Origin of the sequence: Streptomyces sp. M41(2017) (genome assembly GCF_002078175.1) — a bacterium.
In the GTDB taxonomy this organism is placed as follows: Bacteria; Actinomycetota; Actinomycetes; order Streptomycetales; family Streptomycetaceae; genus Streptomyces.
Genome location: NZ_MWFK01000001.1, coordinates 3625164 through 3648767, shown reverse-complemented (window position 1 = coordinate 3648767; position 23604 = coordinate 3625164). Strand labels below are relative to the sequence as shown.

Annotated in this window: 11 protein-coding genes and 1 pseudogene; 10 read left to right on the top strand and 2 right to left on the bottom strand. The window is 71.7% G+C overall.

Translation table 11 applies throughout. The features are described from left to right. Window positions 1–15 precede the first annotated feature (15 nt). The 5 genes and pseudogenes from B0675_RS16175 to B0675_RS16155 all read left to right on the top strand — a co-directional run bounded on the left by B0675_RS16175 (window position 16) and on the right by B0675_RS16155 (window position 8556). Window positions 16–1863 (top strand): ABC transporter ATP-binding protein, encoded by a 1848-nt coding sequence (locus tag B0675_RS16175; RefSeq protein ID WP_081219524.1) that lies wholly within the window; start codon window positions 16–18, stop codon window positions 1861–1863. Then, window positions 1860–3619: pseudogene (locus B0675_RS16170) on the top strand (ABC transporter ATP-binding protein). The gene B0675_RS16175 and the pseudogene B0675_RS16170 overlap by 4 nt, the downstream one beginning before the upstream one ends. Before the next feature lie 337 nt (window positions 3620–3956). After that, a complete protein-coding gene (locus tag B0675_RS16165) occupies window positions 3957–6002 on the top strand; it encodes a M4 family metallopeptidase (RefSeq protein WP_081219523.1) in 2046 nt (681 codons plus the stop codon). Window positions 6003–6322: 320 nt separating this feature from the next. Beyond that, window positions 6323–7984: a M4 family metallopeptidase gene (locus B0675_RS16160; protein ID WP_081219522.1), complete on the top strand. Its 1662-nt coding sequence runs from the start codon at window positions 6323–6325 to the stop codon at window positions 7982–7984. Between the two features lie 71 nt (window positions 7985–8055). Beyond that, on the top strand, window positions 8056–8556 hold the full coding sequence (locus tag B0675_RS16155) for a DUF1990 domain-containing protein (protein ID WP_081219521.1): 501 nt from the start codon (window positions 8056–8058) through the stop codon (window positions 8554–8556). A gap of 114 nt (window positions 8557–8670) precedes the next feature. Here the strand turns inward: B0675_RS16155 and B0675_RS16150 are convergent, their stop codons facing one another. Next, window positions 8671–11289 (bottom strand): glycosyltransferase family 1 protein, encoded by a 2619-nt coding sequence (locus B0675_RS16150; protein WP_081219520.1) that lies wholly within the window; start codon window positions 11287–11289, stop codon window positions 8671–8673. A 328-nt stretch (window positions 11290–11617) separates the two neighbouring features. Between B0675_RS16150 and B0675_RS16145 the strand changes: the two genes are divergently transcribed. From B0675_RS16145 to glgB, 5 genes are all read left to right on the top strand, one after another. Further along, a complete protein-coding gene (locus tag B0675_RS16145; RefSeq protein WP_081219519.1) occupies window positions 11618–12814 on the top strand; it encodes a S8 family peptidase in 1197 nt (398 codons plus the stop codon). 222 nt (window positions 12815–13036) lie between these two features. Continuing rightward, entirely contained in the window at window positions 13037–15436 is a 2400-nt protein-coding gene (locus B0675_RS16140) for an alpha-1,4-glucan--maltose-1-phosphate maltosyltransferase (RefSeq protein ID WP_241539795.1), read from the top strand. Then, the gene (treS, locus tag B0675_RS16135) at window positions 15433–17151 is read left to right on the top strand and encodes a maltose alpha-D-glucosyltransferase (protein WP_081219518.1); all 1719 of its coding nucleotides are present in this window, start codon (window positions 15433–15435) and stop codon (window positions 17149–17151) included. Before B0675_RS16140 ends, treS begins: the two co-directional genes overlap by 4 nt. Before the next feature lie 110 nt (window positions 17152–17261). After that, on the top strand, window positions 17262–18698 hold the full coding sequence (locus tag B0675_RS16130; RefSeq protein ID WP_081219517.1) for a phosphotransferase: 1437 nt from the start codon (window positions 17262–17264) through the stop codon (window positions 18696–18698). A gap of 46 nt (window positions 18699–18744) precedes the next feature. Then, window positions 18745–21246 carry a 1,4-alpha-glucan branching enzyme gene (gene glgB, locus B0675_RS16125; RefSeq protein WP_081219516.1) on the top strand — a complete coding sequence of 834 codons (2502 nt, stop codon included), beginning with the start codon at window positions 18745–18747 and terminating at the stop codon, window positions 21244–21246. A 91-nt stretch (window positions 21247–21337) separates the two neighbouring features. On the opposite strand, the gene B0675_RS16120 is transcribed toward glgB, so the two are convergent. Beyond that, window positions 21338–23593, bottom strand: a complete 2256-nt coding sequence (locus B0675_RS16120; protein ID WP_241539949.1) for a UvrD-helicase domain-containing protein — start codon at window positions 23591–23593, stop codon at window positions 21338–21340. Window positions 23594–23604: the final 11 nt, after the last annotated feature.

Here is a 23604-nt window from a genome sequence, read left to right as displayed (position 1 = left end):
GGCCGAGGGGGACGGATGATCGACGCGTACGCGGATCCGGGGACACCGGAACGGCGGGGCGGCTGGCGGTACCTGTGGTGGCTGGTCGTCCGCCAGGCGGGCCGCTCGGCCACCGGGGCGGTGATCGCGACGGTGTGGATGGGGCTCCTTGCCCTGACGCCGTATCTGCTGTCGCGGGCGATCGACGACGGTCTGGAGCCGGGTGACGGGACGGCGCTGGCCGGCTGGACGGCGGCGGTGCTGGGTGCCGGGGTGTTCAACGCGTGGCTGGGTGTCGTCCGGCACCGCACGATGACGAAGGTCCGGATGGACGGCAACTTCCGGACGGTCAAGGTGGTGGTGGAGCAAGCGGTCCGGCTGGGGGCGGCGCTGCCGCGGCAGGTCGGGGCGGGTGAGGTCGTGACGATCGGCGTGGGTGACGTGCAGGCGATCAGCATGTCGCTGACCGTCGTCGGGCCTGGGGTCGCCTCGGTCGTGACCTACGGGGTGGTGGCCGCGCTGCTGCTGTCCGTGTCGGTGACGCTGTCGGTGGCGATCCTGCTCGGGGTGCCGCTGATCGCGCTGCTCGTCGGGCCGCTGATGGGCCGCCTCCAGGGCACCGAGACGGACTACCGGGAGCGGCAGGCCGTGCTGACGGCGCGGATCGGCGATCTGGCGGGCGGTCTGCGCGTCCTCAACGGGCTCGGCGGGAAGGCGCTGTTCGCGGACGCGTTCCGGCGCGACTCGCGGCACCTGCGCGACCAGGGCTACCGCGTCGGCGCGGTGACGAGCTGGATCCAGGCTCTCGGTCTCGGGCTGCCGTCCCTGTTCCTGGCCGTGGTGACCTGGCTCGCGGCCCGGCTCGCCGCGCAGGGCGCCATCAGCATCGGTGAGCTGGTGTCGGTGTACGGCTATGTCGCGGTGCTGGTCCTGCCGGTGTACTTCTTCATCGAGGCCGGCTACCAGCTCTCCCGGGGCGTGGTCGCCGCGCGGCGGGTCGTACGGTTCCTGTCCCTGGAGCCCGACCGCGCTCCCGTGGACGCGCTGGATGCCCCGGTGTCCCCGGCCGTGCTGCACGATCCCGCGTCCGGGGTGCGCGTCGTGCCGGGACGGCTGACGGTCCTGGCGGGGGCGCGGTCCGCGGAGTCGCAGGCCGTGCTGGACCGGCTCGGCCGGTACGCGCCGTCGGACGTGACCTGGGGCGGTGTCCGGCTGGACGAGGTCGCGCTGGACCAGGTGCGGGAGCGGATCCTGGTGGCGGACAACGAGGCCGACCTGTTCGCGGGCACGCTGCGCGAACTGGTCGGCGGGCGCCGGGACCGCGCCGAGGACGTGATCGCGCGAGCGGTGCGCGCGGCCTCCGCCGACGACATCGTCCTCGGGCTGCCGGACGGTCTCGGCTCGGCCGTCGACGCCGGGGGCCGCAGCCTGTCCGGCGGCCAGCGCCAGCGGGTCAGGCTGGTGCGGGCCCTGCTCGCCGATCCGGAGGTGCTGCTCGCCGCGGAACCGACCTCGGCACTCGACGCGCACACGGAGGCGGCCGTCGCGCGACGCCTGCGGACCGAACGGTCCGACCGCACGACGGTGGTGACCAGTACCTCGCCGCTCGTGCTGGACCGCGCGGACACCGTCTGTTTCCTGGTGGACGGCAAGGTGGCGGCCACCGGGACCCATCGCGAACTCCTCGGCGCGGAGCCGGGATACCGGGCACTGGTGGCCCGGGACCTGGCGGCGGACGACGGATCGCAGGCGACCGGGGACCGGGCCGACGCCGTGGAGACGGACGGGGCCTCGGGACGGTTCCCGGGCGTGAGGGAGCCGGGCGCGATGCCCGCCGGCACCGCATGCGGGGGCGCCGGCGAGGCCGAGGGTGTCGTTCGATGAGCACCCATCTGCCCGTCGCGGGACGGGCCGACGTGCGGCGGGCCACGGTCCGGCTGATCCGCGAGGACGGCAGGGTCTTCGCGGCGGTCCTCGCGCTGAACGCCCTGGCCGCCGTGACCGGCCTGGTGGGGCCCTGGCTGCTCGGCCGGATCATCGACGACGTGCGGCGCGGCGGCGGGGTGGAGGTGGTGGACGGTCCGGCGCTCGTGATCCTCGTGGCCTCGCTCGCCCAGGTGCTGCTGGCGCGCTGGGCCGCCTGGCCGGGTACCGCTTCGGGGAGCGGACGCTCGCGCGGGTGCGGGAGGAGTTCGTGGAGCGGACGCTGACCCTGCCCGCCTCGGTCGTCGAGCGGGCCGGCACCGGCGATCTGACGGCGCGCGGCACCGCGGACGTGACCCTGGTCGGCAACACGCTGCGCGACGCGATCCCCCAGCTTCTGATCTCCGGCGCGCAGGCGCTGTTCATCCTGGTCGCCGTGTTCGCCATCGACCCGCTGCTCGGCGGCTGCGCGGTGCTGGGGCTCGCCGGCATCTGGGCGGCGCTGCGCTGGTATCTGCGCCGGGCGCGCGCCGCCTACCTCGCCGAGGGCGCAGCCACCTCGCAGATCGCGGAGATCCTCGCAGCCACGGCGTCGGGCGCGCGCACGGTGGAGGCGTTCGGGCTCGGGGAGCGCCGGATCCGGGCGGGGCGGGACGCGCTGGAGGAGTCGCGCCGCAGCCGGATGCGGACGCTGTTCCTGCGCAGCGTGTTCTTCCCGGCGGTGGAGATCTCGTACGTCCTGCCGGTGGTCGCCGTGCTGCTGGTGGGCGGCGCGCTGCACGCGCGGGGCCTCCTGAGCCTCGGGACGGTGGTCGCGGCGACGCTGTATCTGCGCCAACTCGTCGAGCCGCTGGACACGATGCTCAACCAGGTCGAGCAACTGCAGAGCAGCAGCGCCTCGTTCGCCCGGGTGGAGGGGCTCGCCGGTGCTCCGCGGGCGGTGCGGTCGGGTGCGCCGGCTCCGGCGGACGACCGGATCGACGTCGCCGGTGTGCGGTACGCGTACGACCGCGGGGGCGAGGTGCTGCGCGGGGTGGACCTGACGGTGCGGCCCGGGGAGCGGCTGGCGGTGGTGGGTCCCTCGGGTGCGGGGAAGTCCACGCTGAGCCGGCTGCTGGCGGGTGTGGACGCGCCGGGCAGCGGGACGGTGACGGTCGGCGGGGTGCCGGTCGTCGCCCTCGACCCGGAGCAGTTGCGCCGGCAGGTCGTCCTGGTCACCCAGGAGCACCACGTGTTCCTGGGCACGGTCCGGGACAACCTGCTGATCGCCGAACCGGCGGCCGGGGAGGCCGCGTTGTGGGCGGCGCTCACCGCGGTCGGCGCCGAGGACTGGGCCGGGGAGCTGCCGGACGGGCTGGACACGGAGCTGGGCCCCGAGGCGGTCCCGGTGGACGGTTCGCGCGCGCAGCAACTGGCGCTGGCCCGCGTGGTCCTCGCCGATCCGCACACCCTGATCCTCGACGAGGCGACGGCGCTGCTCGACCCGGCGACCGCGCGGCACACGGAGCGGGCGCTGGCCGCCGTGCTGGAGGGCAGGACCGTGATCGCCATCGCGCACCGGCTGCACACCGCGCACGACGCCGACCGGGTGGCGGTGATGGAGGACGGGCGGCTGACCGAGCTGGGCACGCACGACGAACTGGTCGCGGCCGAGGGGGCGTACGCGGCGCTGTGGCACTCGTGGCACGGGGACGGGCAGGGCGCCGCCGGTCGCTGACCGGGCGCGCCTGCGGCGTACGGGCGCGTGAACTCCGTGTCACGCGGGGCGGAAGTCCGTCCCACGGCCCGACGGACAGTCCGTATACCGAACATGACGAACCGGACAACGAACGGTTTCCGGCCAAAGTGCTGACGCGGTCCTGACAGAAAGCGTCATCCCCTGCCACTCTTCCCACGGCTGCTTCACAGCAACCCCACAGCTCCATCAGCTGTGACGCGCCGGCACGACCCCCTTGCACCTGGTTCCGCGTAAAGCCCAGTTCTGCCCGGACGGGTCTTCCTTCGTCCGGTCTCCCCTGGCCGCGCGACCCGCGGCCACGCAGAAGGAGTCAGTGTTGAGTAGCAGCTCCTCCCACAGACGCACCTCCCACACCACCAAGCGCCGCGTCGCCGGTGTCGCCCTCGTCGGCGTCACCGCCCTGCTGGCCGCGGCCGTCCAGTCGGGCGCCGCGAGCGCCGCCCCCGAGCAGGCACCTCGGGCCGGCAAGATCAATCCTGGTGCCGTCGCCATGAAGCTCACCGCCTCGCAGCGCGCCGAGCTGATACGCGACGCCAACACCGCCAAGGCGGCCACCGCCAAGGACCTGGGACTCGGCGCCGACGAGAGCCTCGTCGCCCGCGACGTCATCAAGGACCACGACGGCACCGTCCACACCCGCTACGAGCGGACGTACGAAGGGCTGCCGGTCCTCGGCGGCGACCTGGTCGTCGACACGGCCAAGTCCGGGAAGACCGGGCACGTCTACCGGGCGACGAAGGCCTCCCTGAAGGTCTCCACACTCAAGCCCGCGATCGCCGCCGCGACGGCCGAGAAGCAGGCGCTGTCCGCCGCCCGGGCCGCCGGCTCGAAGAGCACGGACGCCGACCGCGCGCCCCGCAAGGTGATCTGGGCGGCGAGCGGCAAGCCGACGCTCGCCTACGAGACCGTCGTCGGCGGCCTCCAGGACGACGGCACCCCGAACGAGCTGCACGTCATCACCGACGCGGCCACCGGCAAGAAGCTCTACGAGTGGCAGGGCATCAAGACCGGTATCGGCAACACGCAGTACAGCGGTCAGGTGAGCCTGACGACCACGCAGTCGGGCTCCAACTACACGCTGACCGACGGCGCGCGCGGCGGCCACAAGACGTACAACCTGAACCACGGGACGTCGGGCACCGGCACGCTGTTCTCCCAGACGAGCGACACCTGGGGCAACGGCACCACCTCGAACGCCGCGACGGCCGGCGCCGACGCGCACTACGGCGCCGCCGAGACGTGGGACTTCTACAAGAACACGTTCGGCCGCAGCGGCATCAAGAACAACGGCGTCGGCGCCTACTCCCGGACCCACTACGGCAACTCGTACGTGAACGCGTTCTGGGACGACAGCTGCTTCTGCATGACCTACGGCGACGGCTCCGGCAACGCCGACCCGCTCACCGCGCTGGACGTCGCGGGCCACGAGATGAGCCACGGTGTCACCTCCAACACCGCGGGCCTCAACTACTCCGGCGAGTCCGGCGGCCTGAACGAGGCGACCTCCGACATCTTCGGAACCGGCGTCGAGTTCTACGCCAACAACTCGACCGATGTGGGCGACTACCTCATCGGCGAGAAGATCGACATCAACGGCGACGGCACGCCGCTGCGCTACATGGACAAGCCCAGCAAGGACGGCGGCTCCAAGGACTCCTGGTACTCGGGGGTCGGCAACGTCGACGTGCACTACTCGTCGGGTGTCGCCAACCACTTCTTCTACCTGCTGAGCGAGGGCAGCGGCGCCAAGGTCATCAACGGCGTCAGCTACAACTCGCCCACGTCCGACGGGCTCCCGGTCACCGGCATCGGCCGGGACAAGGCGCTGCAGATCTGGTACCGCGCGCTCACCACCAAGTTCACCTCGACCACCAACTACGCGGCGGCCCGCACCGGCACGCTCGCGGCGGCGGGTGAGCTGTACGGCACGACCAGCGCCGAGTACACGGCGGTGGCGAACGCCTGGGCGGCCGTGAACGTCGGGACGCGTCCCGGCGGTGGCGGCGGTGGCGGTACGTCGTTCGAGAACACGGCCGACGTATCGATTCCGGACAACGGCGCGGCGGTCACGTCGTCGGTCACGGTCAGCGGCCGGACCGGCAACGCCCCGTCGAACCTCGCGGTCGCGGTCGACATCGTGCACACCTGGCGCGGTGACCTGGTGATCGATCTGGTCGCCCCGGACGGCTCCACGTACCGCCTGAAGAACTTCAGCTCGTCCGACTCCGCGGACAACGTGAACACGACCTACACGGTCAACGCGTCCTCCGAAGTCGCCAACGGGACATGGAAGTTGAAGGTCCAGGACCAGGCGGCCCAGGACACCGGCTACATCAACAGCTGGAAGCTGACCTTCCCGTAGACCGCCGACGGGCCGCGCCGGGCCGCGCGGAACCCCACGAGACAGGACGCCGCCCCGGAGGTTCGACTCCCCGGGGCGGCGCCCTCTTTTACCCATGCGGGAGTTTGCTTTGACCGTGTCTTGAGAGGGAGTTGAGCGTCACCCGTACCCCCTCAGTGTTCACCTGATCGACGATTTTCGGCCAAGGTCTTTAGGCCCTCCTGACATGTACGCGCCCCGAGTGGCACGCTTCCACCGCACGGCTCACCCGCACCGCAACTTCACAATCGTCCGTCCGGCATCCCCAAGCCGTTCGGACGCCCCCACGAGAAGGAGCTTGCGTGACCCCCCTCTACGCGCGTCACAAGCGCACCACTCTGGCCATCGCCACCGCTGTCGCCGCCGGAGCCCTGCTCGCCACCGGTATGACCACCGGTGCCGCCGCCCAGACCGCGGCGCTTCCCACCGGCAAGACCACCCCCCTCGCCGGCTCGCCCGTCCAGCTCTCCTCCTCCGCACGCACCGCCCTCATCCAGAAGGCCGACGCCGCCACGGCGGAGACCGCCCAGGAGATAGGTCTCGGCGCCAAGGAGAAGCTGGTCGTCAGAGACGTCGTCAAGGACGCCGACGGCACGGTCCACACGCGGTACGAGCGCACGTACAACGGACTTCCGGTTCTCGGCGGCGACCTCGTCGTGCACGAGACCAAGGCGGGGAAGACCGAAGGCGTCACCAAGGCGACGAAGGCGGCCATCAAGGTCTCCTCGCTCAAGGCGGCGGTCACCACCGCCAAGGCCGAGAAGCAGGCGCTCACCGCCGCCAAGAACGCCGGCTCGGACAAGACCGCGGCCGACCAGGCTCCCCGCAAGGTGATCTGGGCCGCCACCGGCAAGCCGACCCTCGCCTACGAGACCGTCGTCGGCGGCCTCCAGGACGACGGCACCCCGAACGAGCTGCACGTCATCACCGACGCGGCCACCGGCAAGAAGCTCTACGAGTACCAGGGCATCGAGACCGGTACCGGCAAGAGCCTCTACTCGGGCACGGTCACGCTCAGCACCACCAAGTCGGGTTCGACGTACAACCTGACGGACGGCACGCGCGGCGGCCACAAGACGTACAACCTGGCGCACAAGACGTCCGGCACCGGCACGCTGTTCACCGACGCCGACGACGTGTGGGGCACCGGCGCCGCGTCCAGCTCCAGCACGGACCAGACCGCCGCCGCGGACGCCGCCTACGGCGCCCAGGAGACGTGGGACTTCTACAAGAACACGTTCGGCCGCAGCGGCATCAAGAACAACGGCGTCGGCGCCTACTCCCGCGTGCACTACGGCAACTCGTACGTGAACGCGTTCTGGGACGACAGCTGCTTCTGCATGACGTACGGCGACGGCTCGGGCAACACGCACCCGCTGACCTCGCTGGACGTGGCGGGTCACGAGATGAGCCACGGTGTCACCTCCAACACCGCGGGCCTCAACTACTCGGGTGAGTCCGGCGGCCTGAACGAGGCGACCTCCGACATCTTCGGAACCGGCGTCGAGTTCTACGCGGCGAACTCCTCCGACGTGGGCGACTACCTCATCGGCGAGAAGATCAACATCAACGGCGACGGCACGCCGCTGCGCTACATGGACAAGCCCAGCAAGGACGGCGGCTCGAAGGACTCCTGGTCCTCCACCGTCGGCAACCTCGACGTGCACTACTCGTCGGGTGTCGCGAACCACTTCTTCTACCTCCTCTCGGAGGGCAGCGGCGCCAAGACGATCAACGGGGTCAGCTACAACTCCCCGACGTCCAACGGCACCACGGTCACCGGCATCGGCCGGGCCAAGGCGCTGCAGATCTGGTACAAGGCGCTGACGACGTACATGACGTCGACGACCAAGTACGCGGGCGCCCGCACGGCCACGCTCTCCGCGGCGTCGGCCCTGTACGGCTCCACCAGCACGGAGTACAAGACGGTCGCGGCCGCCTGGTCCGCCGTGAACGTCAACTAGCGCACCGGCAGATCGAACGAGGCGGCACCCGGGGCGAGGACTCCCCCGGGTGCCGCCTTACTCTTGCCCCCATGCCCTACACGTACGAGGACGTGGGCGCGACCCGCGAGGACCGCTGCCCCCCGGGCTTCCACCGCATGCACGTGCGCTCCCGGATCGGCGAGGGCGAGGCCGTCTTCCGGCGCGCCTCCGAGGCCCTGATGACCTGGGAGATGCACCGCACCATGGGCGTCGGCATGGTCTCCGACGCCGACAGGGCGGCACCCGGCGTGGACGTCACGGTCGCCATCGGCCCGATCAAGGCTCCCTGCCGCGTGGTCTGGACGGCCGAGGAACCCCGGCGCACCGCCTGGGCCTACGGCACGCTCACCGGCCATCCCGAATGCGGCGAGGAGGCCTTCGTGGTCTCCCGCACCGGCGACGGCACCGTCTGGCTGACGGTCACGGCCTTCAGCCGCGCGGTCAAGTGGTACGCCCGGGCCGGCGGAGCCGCGACCCGGGGCCTGCAGCACGCCTACGCGCAGCGCTGCGGAAAGGTGCTGCGCCGGCTGTGCGAGGGGCTCGACAGCTGAACCCCGCCCCGGTCGCCCGGACCACGCGACCGGACGCGGTCCGCCGGGGCCGGACCGCGCTGTGCGGTCCGGCCCCGGCGGCCGTGGCTCCGACGGACCCGTGACGCCTCCGGCTCAGCGCATCAGCAGCCCCGCGCCCTCGCCCGGCTCCTCCGACGGCACGGCCACCAGGCCCAGTTCCGCGCCGGAGGCCAGCAGCCGGTGCGCCGGCAGGATGCGGACCGTGTAGCCGAACGGACCGGTGCGGTCGAGGGACAGCGGGCCCTCGTACACCCAACGGCCCTCCAGGTCGGAGCCGCCGGCCGGCTTCAGCGGGACGCACACGGCGTCCGCGATCCGGTCGTCGGTGCCGACGCGGCCCGCGACGGCCTGGACCTCCACGTCGTCCGGGGAGAGATCGCCGAGACCCACGCGGACGCGCAGCGAGAGGCTGGCTCCCAGTTCCGCGGTCGTGGTGGCCGAGGTCGCCTCCAGGTGGTCGACGGTCACCTGCGGCCAGGCGGCGCGGACCCGCGCCTTCCAGCCGGCGAGCTCGCGTGCCGCGTCGGCGGTGAGGGAGCGGTGGGCGTGCGCCGCGGGGGCGTACAGCCGCTCCACGTACTCGCGGACCATCCGGCCGGCCAGCACCTTCGGTCCGAGATGGGTCAGCGTCTGGCGGACCATCTCGATCCACCGGTCGGGCAGGCCGTGCCGACCGCGGTCGTAGAACCGGGGGGCGACCCGCTGTTCGAGCAGCTCGTACAGCGCGTTGGCCTCCAGCTCGTCACGGCGGTCGTCGTCGGTCGCGGTGCCGTCCGCGGTGGGGATCGCCCAGCCGAAGTCGGGCCGGAACCACTCGTCCCACCAGCCGTCCAGGACCGAGAGGTTGAGACAGCCGTTGAGCGCCGCCTTCATCCCGCTCGTGCCGCACGCCTCCAGCGGGCGCAGCGGGTTGTTGAGCCAGATGTCGCAGCCCGGGTAGAGCTTCTGCGCCATCGCCATGCCGTAGTCCGGCAGGAACACGATCCGGTGCCGCACCCGGGGGTCGTCGGCGAACCGGACCAGCTCCTGGATCAGCCGCTTCCCGCCGTCGTCGGCGGGGTGCGCCTTGCCGGCGACGACGATCTGGACGGGCCGCTCGGGGTGCAGCAGCAGGTCCATGAGCCGGTCCCGGTCGCGCAGCATGAGCGTCAGACGTTTGTACGAGGGGACACGGCGCGCGAAGCCGATGGTGAGGACGTCCGGGTCCAGCACCCCGTCGATCCAGCCGAGTTCCGCGGTACCGGCGCCGCGCTGGCGCCAGGACGCCTGGAGTCGCTCGCGCACCTCCAGCACGAGCTGCTCCCGCAGCACCCGGCGCAGGTCCCAGATCTCCTGGTCGGCGATCTCGGCGACCGCGTCCCACCGGTCCGAGCCGCCGACGGTCAGCGCGTCCTCGGTGCGCTGCGCGCCGATCTGCCGGGCGCCGAGCCGGAAGACCTCGGGGGCCACCCAGGTCGGCGCGTGCACGCCGTTGGTGACGGAGGTGATCGGCACCTCCTCGGCGTCGAACCCGGGCCAGAGTCCGGAGAACATCTCCCGGCTGACCTGGCCGTGCAGCAGGGAGACCCCGTTGGCGCGCTGGCCGAGGCGCAGGCCCATCACGGCCATGTTGAACAGGTTCGGTTCACCGCCGGGGTAGGTCTCCATGCCGAGGGCGAGGATCCGCTCCACGTCGATGCGCGGGAGTTCCGCGTCGGCGCCGAAGTGGCGGGCGACCAGCTCGCGGTCGAAGCGGTCGATGCCCGCGGGGACCGGGGTGTGGGTGGTGAAGACCGTGCCCGCCCGGACCGCCTCCAGGGCGGAGTCGAAGTCCAGCCCGGCGTCGCCGAGTTCGGCGATCCGTTCCAGCCCGAGGAATCCGGCGTGGCCCTCGTTCGTGTGGAACACCTCGGGCGGCGCGTGCCCGGTCAGCCGGCAGTACGTCCGGACCGCACGCACCCCTCCTATGCCGAGGAGCATCTCCTGGAGGAGCCGGTGCTCGCTGCCGCCGCCGTACAGCCGGTCGGTGACACCGCGTTCGCCGAGGTCGTTCTCCTCGACGTCGGAGTCGAGCATGAGCAGCGGTACGCGGCCGACCTGGGCGAGCCAGATCCGGGCGTGCAGCGCGCGGCCGCCGGGCAGGGCGAGGGAGACCTGGGCGGCGGTGCCGTCCTCCTCGCGCAGGGGGACGACGGGCAGTTCGTTGGGGTCGAGGACCGGATACTGCTCCTGCTGCCAGCCCTCGCGGGACAGGGACTGGCGGAAGTAGCCGTGCCGGTAGAGCAGGCCCACCCCGATGAGCGGGACGCCCAGGTCGCTGGCCGCCTTGAGATGGTCGCCCGCGAGGATGCCGAGGCCGCCCGAGTACTGCGGGAGGGCCGCGGTGATGCCGAACTCGGGCGAGAAGTAGCCGACGGCGGCGGGCAGGTCGGAGGTCTGCGTCTGGTACCAGCGGTCGCCGGTCATGTAGTCCCGCAGGTCGTCGGAGACCTCGGCGAGGCGGCGCAGGAAGCGGCTGTCCTCGGTGAGCTCCGTGAGCCGGGCGGCCGACACGCTGCCCAGCAGTCGTACGGGGTCGCCGTCGGAGGCTGCCCAGCGCTCCGGATCGACGGACTGGAAGAGGTCACGGGTCTCGGCATGCCAGGACCAGCGGAGGTTGCGTGCCAGGTCACTGAGGGGGTGAAGGGGTTCGGGGAGCACTGGTCGGACGGTGAATCTGCGGATCGCCTTCACGGATTCCACCTTCACGGAGGACGTACGCGGCAGAGGACCGCACGGCGTTGTGCGGCCTTCGTCACCCACGACGGTAGCGGCGGGGGTGCCTTCGCGACACGGCGCATCGCGGCACGCCCCCGGATCCGTCCGACTGTGTGACATCGGCGGAAACTCGCCGCAACCTTCACGGGGCCTCCCTGTTCGGTATGGCCGATTCCGCCCTCCTGGGCGGCCTTGTGGTGCTTCGCCCCGCCGGGAGAGGCTCGCCGGGTGACGTACGGCCGGGTCCTGTCCGCGAGGGCGGCCCCGGACCCCGTACGTCGACGTGAGGAGGGGAACAGCAGTCATGGCACGGACGAGGAAGCGGCGGCTGCGCTGGGGGGCGGGTCTCACCGCGGTCGCGACGGCCGCGGTGCTTTCGGCCATCGCCCCACCGGACCGGGCGTTCGCCGAGGGGCGGGTCCTCGGAGCGGGGGATCCCGGCTCCGTCAGCGGGAGCTACATCGTGACGCTGACGAGCGGTACGCGCGCTCCGTCGGCGGCGGGCGCGGACATCGCCGAGACGTACGGAGCGAGAATCAGCCACACCTATGGCACGGCTCTCAACGGCTTCGCCGTACGCGTCGACGAGAGACGGGCCCGACGGCTCGCCGCCGATCCCCGGGTGGCCTCCGTCGTCCAGGACACCCGGGTGGCCCTCGAAGGCACCCGGACGTACCCGCCCTCGTGGGGCCTGGACCGGATCGACCAGCGGAACCGGCCGCTCGACGGGCGGTACACGCCCTCGGGGCCGGCGGGCGCGGGCGTGACGGCGTACGTCATCGACACCGGCATCCGGATCACCCACCGGGACTTCGGCGGCCGGGCGAGCTACGGATGGGACTTCGTGGACGGCGACCGGACGGCACGTGACGGCAACGGCCACGGCACCCATGTGGCCGCCACCGTCGTCGGCCGCCGGTACGGCGTCGCCAAGAAGGCGAGGGTCGTCGCCGTCCGTGTCCTGGACGACCGGGGCGCGGGCACCACGGCTCAGGTCATCGCCGGGATCGACTGGGTCACCCGGCACGCCCGGAAGCCGGCCGTGGCCAACCTCAGTCTCGACGGGTACGGCAACGCCCAGCTGGACGCGGCCGTCCGCAACTCCATCGCCTCCGGCGTGACCTACACCGTCGCGGCGGGCAACGACGGCCGGCCCGCCGCTCGCTACTCCCCCGCGCGGGTCACCCAGGCGCTCACGGTCGGCGCGAGCGACCGGACCGACGCGCGGGCGCGGTTCTCCAACACCGGTCCGGCGGTGGACCTGTTCGCGCCGGGGGTGGCAATCACGTCAGCTTCGTACACGAGCGACACGGGGAAAGTGGCCTATTCCGGCACCTCGATGGCGAGCCCTCATGTCGCGGGCGCCGCCGCCCTGTATCTGTCCGGCCATCCGCGGGCCGCTCCGGCACAGGTCGCGAAGGCGCTGATGAAACAGGCCGTTCCGGGGAAGTTGTCAGGTGTCGGCCCCGGTTCACCGAACAAACTGCTGAACGTCGGGTGACGGCGGCGGGATGCTGGTACAACCAGGGTGATTCGGCCACACCGCACCGGCCTCGCCTGCCCGGGACGAGGCCGGTCTTGTGTGTAGACATACGCGTGAGTAGTTAACAAAGTGCCGGAATGCTCACCCGCATAGGGTGGGAAGGCTCCTCCGGTACACCTCGCAGGTCCACCTCCCCACACCCCCATCCGCCCACCCACGTTGACGCGGACAGGAGCGGTCATGCCCGCCACGCACCACTCGTCGCCATCCCCGACGACCACCTCCGAGAAGCCCAGAAAGCGCAAGACCGAACCCCGTCCCCGCACCGAGGAGAAACCCGTCGCCGCCTCCGAGGCCGCCGGCCCCGCCACCGAGGACGCGGCCACGCCCGTCGTCCCGGACACCACGGTCCCGGACACCACGGTCCAGGACACCGTCGCCCCGGTGCCGGCGGCGTCCGCCGCCCGCACCTCCCCCCCTCGGGCGTCCGCGCCGCGCAAGGCCGCCGCCTCCGCGTCGGGCGCACCGGCCAGGAAGTCGGGCACACCGGCCAAGAAGAAGAGCAGGTCCGCCGTCCCGGCGACCCGGGTGGGCGACTCTCCCGTGACCGCCCCGCCCGCCCCGGTGACGGCCGTCGGGCGCATTCCCGTCCTCGACGTCCGGCCGATGGTGCTGGGCGGCCGCCGGCCCGCGAAGGCGGTGACCGGCGAGGAGTTCGAGGTCTCGGCCACGGTGTTCCGCGAGGGCCACGACGCGGTCGCCGCGAACGTCGTCCTGTACGACCCCGAGGGCCGCCCCGGTCCCTGGTCGCCGATGCGCGAGCTGGCTCCCGGCACGGACCGCTGGGGCGCCCGTGTGAGCGCCGACCGGGAGGGCCGCTGGACGTACACGGTGGAGGCGTGGGGCGACCCCGTCACCACCTGGCGGCACCACGCGGGGATCAAGATCCCGGCCGGTCAGGACACGGAGCTGGTGCTGGAGGAGGGCGCACGGCTGTACGAGCGGGCCGCCGCCGGCATCCCGAAGGGGACGAAGGGCAAGCGCGCCCGGGACACCGTCCTCGCGGCCGTCGACGCGCTGCGCGACCCCGGCCGTCCCGTCGCCACCCGGCTGGCCGCCGCGCTCACCCCCGAGGTGGACGAGGTACTGGCCCGTCATCCGCTGCGCGACCTGCTGACGTCGTCCGAGCCGTTGCCGTTGCTGGTGGAGCGGGAGCGGGCGCTGTACGGCTCGTGGTACGAGTTCTTCCCGCGCTCGGAGTCCGGGCAGCTGGACCCGCCGGTGCACGGCACGTTCCGCACGGCGGCCGAACGGCTGCCCGCCATCGCGGAGATGGGCTTCGACGTCGTCTACCTCCCGCCGATCCACCCCATCGGCACCACCTTCCGCAAGGGCCCCGACAACACCCTGTCCGCCGCCCCCCAGGACGTGGGCGTGCCCTGGGCGATCGGCTCCCCCGAGGGCGGCCACGACGCGATCCACCCCGACCTGGGCACCCTGGAGGACTTCGACGCCTTCGTGGCCCGGGCCGCCTCGCTGAACCTGGAGATCGCGCTCGACTTCGCGCTCCAGTGCTCGCCGGACCACCCGTGGGTGGAGAAGCACCCGGAGTGGTTCCACCACCGCTCCGACGGCACGATCGCCTACGCGGAGAACCCGCCGAAGAAGTACCAGGACATCTACCCGATCGCGTTCGACAAGGACATGCCGGGCCTGGTCACCGAGACGGTGCGGGTACTGCGGCACTGGATGGACCACGGCGTGCGCATCTTCCGCGTCGACAACCCGCACACCAAGCCCGTCGTCTTCTGGGAGCGGGTCATCGCGGAGATCAACGCGACCGACCCCGACGTGATCTTCCTGGCCGAGGCGTTCACCCGGCCCGCGATGATGCGCACCCTGGGGGCTGCCGGTTTCCAGCAGTCGTACACCTACTTCACCTGGCGCAACACCAAGCAGGAGCTGACGGACTACCTGACGGAGCTGTCCGGCGAGGCGGCCGCGCACATGCGGCCCAACTTCTTCGTCAACACCCCCGACATCCTGCACGAGTTCCTCCAGCACGGCGGCCGGCCGGCCTTCGAGCTGCGGGCCGTGCTCGCCGCGACCCTCTCCCCCACCTGGGGCATCTACAGCGGCTTCGAGCTCTGCGAGAACGTCGCGCTGCGGGCCGGGAGCGAGGAGTACCTCCACTCGGAGAAGTACCAACTGCGCCCGCGCGACTGGGAGTCGGCGGAGCGCGAGGGCCGGAGCATCGCACCGCTGGTGACGCTGCTCAACGCGGTCCGCAGGCGCAGCCCCGCCCTCCGCCAACTGCGTGATCTGCACTTCCACCACGCCGACCAGGACGCGGTGATCGCCTACTCGAAGTCCGTCAGTGACGCACGTGGTTCGAACACGGTTGTGGTGGTGGCGAACCTCGATCCCCGCCACACCCAGGAGGCCACGGTCTCGTTGGACATGCCGACGCTCGGCCTGGACTGGCACGAGTCCGTCCCGGTGCGCGACGAGCTCACCGGCGAGACCTACAACTGGGGCAGGACCAACTATGTGCGCCTGGAGCCCGGGCACCGGCCCGCGCACGTCTTCACCGTCCTGCGACCGTCCTCACCGCTGATCGGAGGGTCACCCACCACATGATCGTCAATGAGCCCGTCCCGGATACGTTCGAGGACACCCCGGCCAAGGACCGCGATCCCGAGTGGTTCAAGCGCGCCGTCTTCTACGAGGTCCTGGTGCGCTCGTTCCAGGACAGCAACGGCGACGGCGTCGGAGACCTCAAAGGCCTCACCGCCAAACTCGACTACCTGCAATGGCTGGGCGTCGACTGCCTGTGGCTGCCCCCCTTCTTCAAATCCCCCCTGCGCGACGGCGGCTACGACGTCTCCGACTACACCGCCGTCCTGCCCGAGTTCGGCGACCTCGCCGACTTCGTGGAGTTCGTCGACGCCGCCCACCAACGCGGCATGCGCGTCATCATCGACTTCGTCATGAACCACACCAGCGACCAGCACCCGTGGTTCCAGGAGTCCCGCGCCAACCCCGACGGCCCCTACGGGGACTATTACGTCTGGGCCGACGACGACAAGCAGTACCAGGACGCCCGGATCATCTTCGTCGACACCGAAGCCTCCAACTGGACCTTCGACCCCGTCCGCAAGCAGTACTTCTGGCACCGCTTCTTCTCCCACCAGCCCGACCTCAACTACGAGAACCCGGCCGTGCAGGAGGAGATCATCTCCGCGCTGCGGTTCTGGCTGGACCTGGGGATCGACGGGTTCCGGCTGGACGCGGTCCCGTACCTGTACCAGGTCGAGGGAACCAACTGCGAAAACCTTCCTGCGACCCATCAGTTCCTCAAGCGGGTCCGCAAGGAGATCGACACGCACTATCCGGACACGGTGCTGCTGGCGGAGGCGAACCAGTGGCCCGAGGACGTCGTCGACTACCTCGGCGACTTCCCCTCCGGCGGCGACGAGTGCCACATGGCGTTCCACTTCCCCGTCATGCCCCGCATCTTCATGGCCGTCCGCCGCGAGTCCCGCTACCCCGTCTCGGAGATCCTCGCCAAGACACCCGCGATCCCCAGCAACTGCCAGTGGGGCATCTTCCTGCGCAACCACGACGAGCTCACCCTCGAAATGGTCACGGACGAAGAACGCGACTACATGTACGCCGAATACGCCAAGGACCCGCGCATGCGGGCCAACATCGGCATCCGCCGCCGCCTGGCCCCCCTGCTCGACAACGACCGCAACCAGATCGAACTCTTCACCGCCCTGCTGCTCTCCCTGCCCGGCAGCCCGATCCTCTACTACGGGGACGAGATCGGCATGGGCGACAACATCTGGCTCGGCGACCGCGACGCCGTCCGCACCCCCATGCAGTGGACCCCCGACCGCAACGCCGGATTCTCCTCCAGCGACCCCGGCCGCCTCTTCCTCCCCACGATCATGGACCCCGTCTACGGCTACCAGGTCACCAACGTCGAAGCGTCGATGTCCTCACCCTCCTCGCTGCTGCACTGGACCCGCCGCATGATCGAGATCCGCAAACAGAACCCCGCCTTCGGACTCGGCTCCTACACCGAACTCCAGTCGTCGAACCCCGCGGTGTTCGCCTTCCTGCGCGAGGCCCCCTCCAACGAGGACGGAACGGACGACCTCGTCCTGTGCGTCCACAACTTCTCCCGCTTCGCCCAGCCCACCGAACTCGACCTCCGCGAGTTCACCGGCCGCCACCCCGTCGAACTCATCGGCGGCGTCCGCTTCCCCGCCATCGGCGAACTCCCCTACCTCCTGACCCTCGCCGGACACGGCTTCTACTGGTTCCGGCTGCGGACGGACGCGGTCTAGAAGCTGCGGGCGGGGCGGTTTCCACCGCCCCGCCCGGGGCACCCATCAGGAACACCCCCGACTCGCCCGGTATCCGGGAACCCGGGCACTGGGGAAAGGACGCGACGCCCATGTCGGAAGCCGTAACCCACTCCGTCCCGGCCCCGCTCGCACGCCCCGAGTTGCTCGCGTCACTCGATCCACTGCTGCGGGAATGGCTGCCGCGGCAGCGCTGGTTCGCGGGCAAGGGGCGTCCGGTGACCGGATTCTCCCTGGTGGCCGCGGTCGAACTCCTGCCGCCCACGTCCCCGTTGGGTCTGATTCATCTGCTGGTGCGCGCGCATCAGCCGCTCACCGCCGCGCACGGCGCGTCCTCGCAGCCCGGGGACTGCTACCAACTGCTCATCGGTGTCCGCGACGTACTGCCACCGCATCTGGCGCCCGCGTTGATCGGCCACCTGGAGGACGGGCCGCTGGCCGGCCGCACGGTGTACGAGGCGCTGTACGACCCGCGCCCCGCCGGTGTCCTCCTGGAGGCCCTGCGCACCGGTGCCCGCGTCGGCGACCTGCGCTTCGAGCGCGACCTCCGCCAGGAGATACGCGAGGACCTCGTTCCGCGCCTGGTCACGGCGGAACAGTCCAACTCCTCGATCGTGTACGGAGATACGTTCATCCTCAAGGTGCTGCGCCGGATCGTTCCGGGGGTCAACCCCGACCTGGAACTCCCGCTGGCGCTGGCCCGCGAGGACTGCGCACGGGTTCCGGCACCCGCGGCCTGGATGCTCGCGGACCTGGACGCCGAGACGTACGTGCTCGGTGTCCTGCAGCCCTTCGTGCAGGGTGCGACGGACGGCTGGGAGCTGGCGCTGCGCGAGCTGGCCAAGGGCGAGGACTTCACCGCCGAGGCACGGGCGCTCGGCCGGGCCACCGCCGAGGTCCACACCTCGCTCGCCCGCGCACTGCCCACCGTGACTCTGGGCCACCACCAGATGGCGCCGCTCGTCGACACGATGACCGAGCGCCTGGAGGCCGCCGCACAGGCGGTCCCGGCCCTGCGGCCCTACGCGCCCGGCCTGCGCACCGCGTTCGAGGCGCTGGCGGACCTGTCCGCGGAGGGCCACACCTGGACCGCGCAGCGCATCCACGGCGATCTCCACCTCGGCCAGTGCCTTCGCTCGCCCGACGGGGAGTGGTCCCTCATCGACTTCGAGGGCGAACCGTCCAAGCCCCTCGCCGAACGCCGGATGCCGCAGCCCCCCGCCCGCGACATCGCGGGCATGCTGCGCTCCTTCGACTACGCGGCCCACTCGCTCCCCCCGGCCGCCGGCTCGTCGCGGACGGAGGGCACCTCCGAGCCGCCGGCCTCCGGCTGGGCCGACGCCTGCCGGGCCGCGTACTGCGCCGGCTACGCCGAGGTCTCCGGACTCGACCCGCGCACGGACCCCGTCCTGCTGCGCGCCTTCGAGACGGACAAGGCGGTGTACGAGGTCGTGTACGAGGCCCGGCACCGCCCGGACTGGCTGCCGGTTCCGCTGGCGGCGGTGCGGCGGCTCGCCGCGTCGTCCTGAACACCCCTGTGCTCGACTCCGTTCCCCTGCCGAGGAGGCCCCTCCCGTGACGCCCCGCCCCCCGTCCGACGACAGTCCGAAGAAGAACGGCTCGAAGAAGCCGGATGCCGGGAAGAAGACGGCGGCCGGGAAAGCGGTGTCCGGGAAGACCGGCACCGGCAAGAAGTCCTCCGCCTCCAAGAGCTCGAAGAAGGGCGTGAGCGCCGTGGCGAGGATCCCGGAGTCCGCGCTCACCGAGAGCGGCCCCGACCTGCCGGACGCCGGTTCGGATTCCCTCGACACCGGCCAAGGCCTGCCGGACAGTGGCCCCGCTCTCCCGGCGGAGCCCCTCGGGTCCGGCTCCGGGGACGCGGTTCCCGTCTTCGCCGGGGTCGACGCGAGCGACCGTGACCGGCTGCTCAGCGGCACGCACCACAATCCGCACGGGGTGCTGGGGGCGCACCCGCTGCCGGGCGGCATCGCCTTCCGGGTCTTCCGCCCGTACGCGCTCGGCGTCACCGTCGTCACCCCGGACCTGCGGGCCGAACTCCAGGACGACGGCGGCGGGTTCTTCTCCGGACTGCTGCCCCTGCGGGCGGTCCCGGAGGCGTACCGGCTGTTCGTGACGTACGAGGACACGGTGGTGGAGGCCGAGGACGCGTACCGCTTCCTTCCCTCGCTCGGCGAACTGGACCTGCACCTGATAGGTGAGGGCCGGCACGAGGAACTGTGGAAGGCGCTCGGCGCGGAGCCGATGGAACAGCAGGGCGTCGCCGGAACACGGTTCACGGTGTGGGCCCCGAACGCGCAGGGGGTCCGGGTCGCCGGCGCCTTCAACTTCTGGGACGGCACGGGGCATCCGATGCGCTCGCTCGGCGCCACCGGGGTGTGGGAGCTGTTCGTGCCCGGGGTCGGTGAGGGCGAGCTGTACAAGTTCGACATCACGCGTCCCGACGGGTCCCACACGCTGCGCGCCGACCCGATGGCCCGCCGTACGGAGGAGCCGCCGAGGACCTCCTCGGTCGTGCACGCGTCGCACCACGTCTGGCAGGACGCCCGGTGGCTGGGGAAGAGGGCCGAACGGCCGGCCCACGAGGCTCCGTTCTCGGTCTACGAGGTCCATCTCCCCTCCTGGCGACCTGGCTTGACCTATCGCCAGCTGGCGGAGCAGCTTCCCGCGTACGTCGCCGACCTGGGCTTCACGCATGTCGAGCTGATGCCCATAGCCGAGCATCCCTTCGGCGGTTCGTGGGGCTACCAGGTGACCGGTTTCTACGCGCCGACCGCCCGGCTGGGCACCCCGGACGACTTCAAGTACCTGGTCGACGCGCTCCACCGGGCCGGCATCGGCGTGCTGATGGACTGGGTGCCGGCGCACTTCCCGCGCGACGACTGGGCGCTCGCCGCCTTCGACGGACGCCCGCTGTACGAGCACGCCGACCCGCAGCGCGCCGACCACCCCGACTGGGGAACCCTGGAGTTCGACTACGGCCGGCGCGAGGTCCGCAACTTCCTCGTCGCCAACGCCACCTACTGGTGCGAGGAGTTCCACATCGACGGCCTCCGCGTCGACGCGGTGGCCTCCATGCTCTACCTCGACTACTCCCGCGAGCCCGGCCAGTGGAGCCCCAACGAGCACGGCGGGCGGGAGAACCTGGACGCGGTGGCGTTCCTCCAGGAGATGAACGCCACCGTCTACCGCCGCAACCCGGGTGTCGTCACCGTGGCCGAGGAGTCGACGGCCTGGGACGGGGTCACCCGGGCCACCCACCACACCGGTCCCGGGGGCTTCGGCGGGCTGGGCTTCGGGCTGAAGTGGAACATGGGCTGGATGCACGACTCGCTGGACTACGTGGCCCACGAGCCGGTCCACCGGAAGTACCACCACAACGAGATGACGTTCTCGATGGTGTACGCCTACAGCGAGAACTACGTGCTGCCGATCTCCCACGACGAGGTCGTCCACGGCAAACGCTCGCTCGTCTCCAAGATGCCCGGCGACTGGTGGCAGCAGCGCGCCACGCTGCGCGCCTACCTGGCCTTCATGTGGGCCCACCCCGGCAAGCAACTCCTCTTCATGGGGCAGGAGTTCGCGCAGGGAGCGGAGTGGTCCGAGGCGCACGGGCCGGACTGGTGGCTCCTCGACCCCGCCTACGGCGCCGAGGCCGACCACCGCGGGGTGCGCGACCTGGTCCGGGACCTCAACACGGTCTACCGCGACGACCCGGCCCTGTGGGAGCGGGACACGGATCCGTCCGGGTTCGCCTGGGTCACCGGTGACTCCGCCGACGACAACGTGTTCGCGTTCCTGCGCCACGCCGCCGACGGCACCCCGCTGCTCGCCGTCTCGCACTTCTCCCCCGCCGTGCGCCACAACTACCGCCTCGGCGTCCCCGAGGACATCCCCGCCTGGCACGAGGTCCTCAACACCGACACGCTGCGCTACGGCGGCAGCGACGTCACCAACCCGCACCCGGTCAAGCCGGAGCCCACGGCCTGGCACGGCCGCCCGGCCAGCATCCAGCTGACCCTGCCGCCGCTCTCGACGGTGTGGCTGCGGCCGGCCTGACCGGACGCGGCGCGGCCCCCGGCGGTGTGACCGCCGGGGGCCGCGCCGTGCGGTGCCCCGGATGCGCCCGGTGCCCGGTCCGGTCGGGCGCTCACTCCAGCCCGGCGTCCCGGAGCGAGGTGGGCAGCTCGCCCGTGTGCAGGATGCCCAGGGACTGGGTGGCCCGGGTCAGCGCCACGTACAGGTCGCTCGTGCCGTACGACGCGGGGTCGACCACCAGCACGGAGTCGAACTCCAGCCCCTTGGCCTGCCGGGGGTCGAGGAGGACCACCGTGCGGGTCAGGTCCGGCTCCTCGCCCGCCGTGATCCCGTCCAGCCGTCCGGCGAGCGCGGTGTGCAGGGCGCGCGGCGCGATCACCGCGAGCCGCCCCTCGGCCGGGGTCAGTTCGCCGACCGCCTTGGCCACGGCACCGGGCAGGTCGTCGCCGGCGTCGCGGGCCCAGGGCCGCACCCCGGTGGAGCGGACGGAGCGGGGCGGTTCGAATCCGGGGCGCTCGGAGCGCAGCACCCCGGCGGCGACGTCCATGATCTCGGACGGCGTGCGGTAGTTGACGCCCAGCCGGGTGTGCTCCCAGCGGTCCCCGACGTACGGCGAGAGGATCTCCTCCCAGGAGCCGACGCCCGCCGCCTCCGCGGTCTGCGCGGGGTCGCCCACGAGGGTCATCGAACGGGTCGGGGTGCGCCGCATCAGCAGCCGCCACGCCATCGGCGACAACTCCTGCGCCTCGTCGACGATGATGTGCCCGAAGGCCCAGGTCCGGTCGGCGGCGGCCCGTTCCGCGGCGCTGCGGTGGTCGTCCTCCTCGTGCCGTTCGGCCATCCGCTCGGCGTCGATGATGTTGTGCGCGGACAGGACCTCGGAGTCCTCCTCCTCCTTGTCCTCGAACTCGTACGTCCGTGAGGCGTAGGAGACGTCCAGCACGCCCTGCGCGTACGCGATCTGGGTGCGGCGCTCCTGGTCGGCGAGGGCCCGGGTGATCCGGTCGTCCTCTCCCAGCAGTTCGGCCGCCTCGTCGAGGAGGGGGACGTCTGCGGCGGTCCAGTCGTCGGGTCCGGTGACCGGGCGGCGGATCGCCGCGGCGTCCTCGTCCGTGACGTGGCCGCGCGGATCGGCCAGCAGGTCGGCGACGAGCCGCTGCGGGGTCAGCCTCGGCCACAACTGGTCGATGGCCGACCACACGTCGGGGTTCTCGGCGAGTTCGTCCCGGATCTGGGTGATGTCGCTCGGGTCGAGCAGGTTGGAGCCGTCGAAGGGGTCGGTGCCGATGCGTTCGGCGAGCATGTCGGTGAGGGTGTTGAGGATGTGCCCCTCGAAGTGTTCGCGGGCCACGTTGTGCGGCAGGTCCGCGGCGCGGGTGCGGTCCCGGGCGACCTGGACGAGACCCGCGTCGAGCATCAGGATGTCCCGGTCGTGCTCGATGGCGATCACCGGGTCGGGGAGCGCCTGGCGGTCCCGGACCGCGCCGGCGAGGACCTCCGCCATCGCGGCGCGGCCCTTCACCGCGGCGGCCTCGGGGGTGTCGGGGGCGGTCGCGTGGACACCGGGGAAGAGTTCGCCGACGGTCGAGAGCAGGACGCCGGTCTCGCCGAGCGAGGGCAGCACCTCGCCGATGTAGCCGAGGAAGGCGGGGTTGGGGCCGACGATGAGGACGGCCCGCTTCGCGAGCAGTTCGCGGTGTTCGTAGAGCAGGTAGGCGGCACGGTGCAGGGCGACGGCCGTCTTGCCGGTGCCGGGGCCGCCCTCGACGACCATGACGCCCCGGTGCGGGGCGCGGATGATCCTGTCCTGTTCGGCCTGGATGGTCTGCACGATGTCGCTCATCCGGCCGGTGCGGGCCGAGTTGAGCGCGGCGAGCAGTACGGCGTCACCGGTCGGGTCCTCGTGTCCGGTGCGCTCGCGGTCGCCGAGGTCGAGGATCTCGTCGTGCAGGTCGGTGACGTGCCGCCCGTCGGTGGTGATGTGCCGCCGGCGGCGCAGGCCCATGGGGGTGTGGCCGGTGGCCAGGTAGAAGGGGCGGGCGACGGGGGCCCGCCAGTCGATGAGGATCGGGGTGCGCTCGGTGTCGTCGGCGCGGACGCCGATGCGGCCGATGTGGTGACTGACCGCGGGGGTGGACGCGCCCTGTTCCGGGGACAGGTCGATCCGGCCGAAGCAGAGCGAGCCGTCCACGGCGTTCAGCGCGGCGAGGAGGCCCGAGCGCTCGGCGACCAGGACGTCCCGTTCGAGGCGGGCCTGCATGGGCGTGTTGCCCTGGGCGAGGGCGTCCTCGACGGAGGCCTCGGTGACACCGCGCAGGGCGTCCACGCGCGCGTACAGCCCGTCGATGAATTCCTGCTCGTGCCGCAGTTCATCGTCGG